Below are 1,341 nucleotides of genomic sequence, written 5' to 3'. Positions count from 1 at the left end.
CTGCAAGCGAACAGGCCGCCCTTGATCGCCGCTTCATGGCGGCGGCACTCAGACTGTCGCGAAAAAATGCCGGGCGCACCGCGACCAACCCGTCTGTCGGTACGCTGATCGTACGCGATGACGGCAATGGTCCGATGATCGTCGGCACCGGCGTCACCGCTGTCGGCGGCCGTCCGCATGCCGAGACCGAGGCCCTGGCCGAGGCCGGCGACCTCGCGCGCGGCGCCACCGCCTACGTCACGCTGGAACCTTGCGCCCACCACGGCCGCACGCCGCCTTGCGCCAATGCGCTGGTCAATGCCGGCGTTGCGCGGGTCGTCGGTGCCGCCAGCGATCCCGATTCGCGCGTGTCCGGCAAGGGTTATGCGATCCTGCGCGCGGCCGGTGTCGAGGTGGTCGAGAAGGTGCTGGCGGCGGAAGCCGCCGAGCAGATGGCCGGCTATTTGATTCGATCGTTGAGAAAACGCCCGGAAGTGATTCTCAAGCTTGCGCTTTCCAGCGACGGCAAGATCGGCAGGGAAGGTGACGGGCAGGTGTCGATCACCGGCGATATCGCGCGCCGAGAAGTGTATCTGATGCGGGCTGAGGCGGACGCCATACTGGTTGGTATCGGCACCGCCCTTGAGGATGATCCGGCCCTGACGGTGCGTTTGCCGGGGCTTGAGAACCGTTCGCCTGCCCGCATCGTGCTCGACCGCCAGATCAGGTTGCCGGAGGCCTCGAAGCTGGTTTCAGGCGTCGACCGCGTGCCGCTCTATATCGCCGCTTGCCTGGAGGCCGATCCGCTGCGGCGCGCAGCACTCGAACGCGCCGGCGTGCGCTTCATCGGCACCGAGACGCACGAGGGCGGCGTAGCCTTGCCGGAACTACTCGAGGATCTGGCCGCGCTCGGCATGGCCAGCGTGCTGGTCGAGGGCGGCGCCAGGGTGGCGAGCGCTTTCCTGGCCGACGGGCTGGTCGACCGCATCGTGCTGTTCCAGGGACCGGATGCAATCGGCGACGACGGCATTGCATCGCCGATCGACGCCGACCATATCCCGGCAGGATTTCGCAAATTGCGCGACATGCGCTTTGGCGAAGACAGCTACGCCGAGTGGATAAGAGACCTTTAGGGATCAACACCGATGTTTACCGGAATTGTCACCGATGTCGGCACTGTCGCGTCCGTCAAGCCGCTCAGGGAAGGGGTGGGGCTGCGCATCGACACAGCCTATGACCCGCAGACCATCGCCATCGGCGCCTCGATCTCCTGCGGCGGCGTCTGCCTGACGGTCACGGCCTTGCCCGACAGCGTTTCGAATGCACGCTGGTTCGAGGTTGAAGCATGGGAGGAAGCCCTGT

Annotated in this window: 1 protein-coding gene and 1 pseudogene; both read left to right on the top strand. The window is 66.1% G+C overall.

Features of this window, described 5'->3' with window-relative positions:
- A partial coding sequence (ribD, locus tag EN914_RS35655) for a bifunctional diaminohydroxyphosphoribosylaminopyrimidine deaminase/5-amino-6-(5-phosphoribosylamino)uracil reductase RibD (RefSeq protein WP_127389699.1) occupies nucleotides 1-1,112 on the top strand: 1,112 nt, incomplete at its 5' end.
- 12 nt (nucleotides 1,113-1,124) lie between these two features.
- Nucleotides 1,125-1,341 (top strand): annotated as a pseudogene (locus tag EN914_RS35650) (riboflavin synthase); the annotation flags it as partial.

This window comes from Mesorhizobium sp. M7A.F.Ca.CA.001.08.2.1 (genome assembly GCF_003998455.1).
In the GTDB taxonomy this organism is placed as follows: domain Bacteria; phylum Pseudomonadota; class Alphaproteobacteria; order Rhizobiales; family Rhizobiaceae; genus Mesorhizobium; species Mesorhizobium ciceri.
This window is presented reverse-complemented; position numbering and strand designations above follow the sequence as displayed.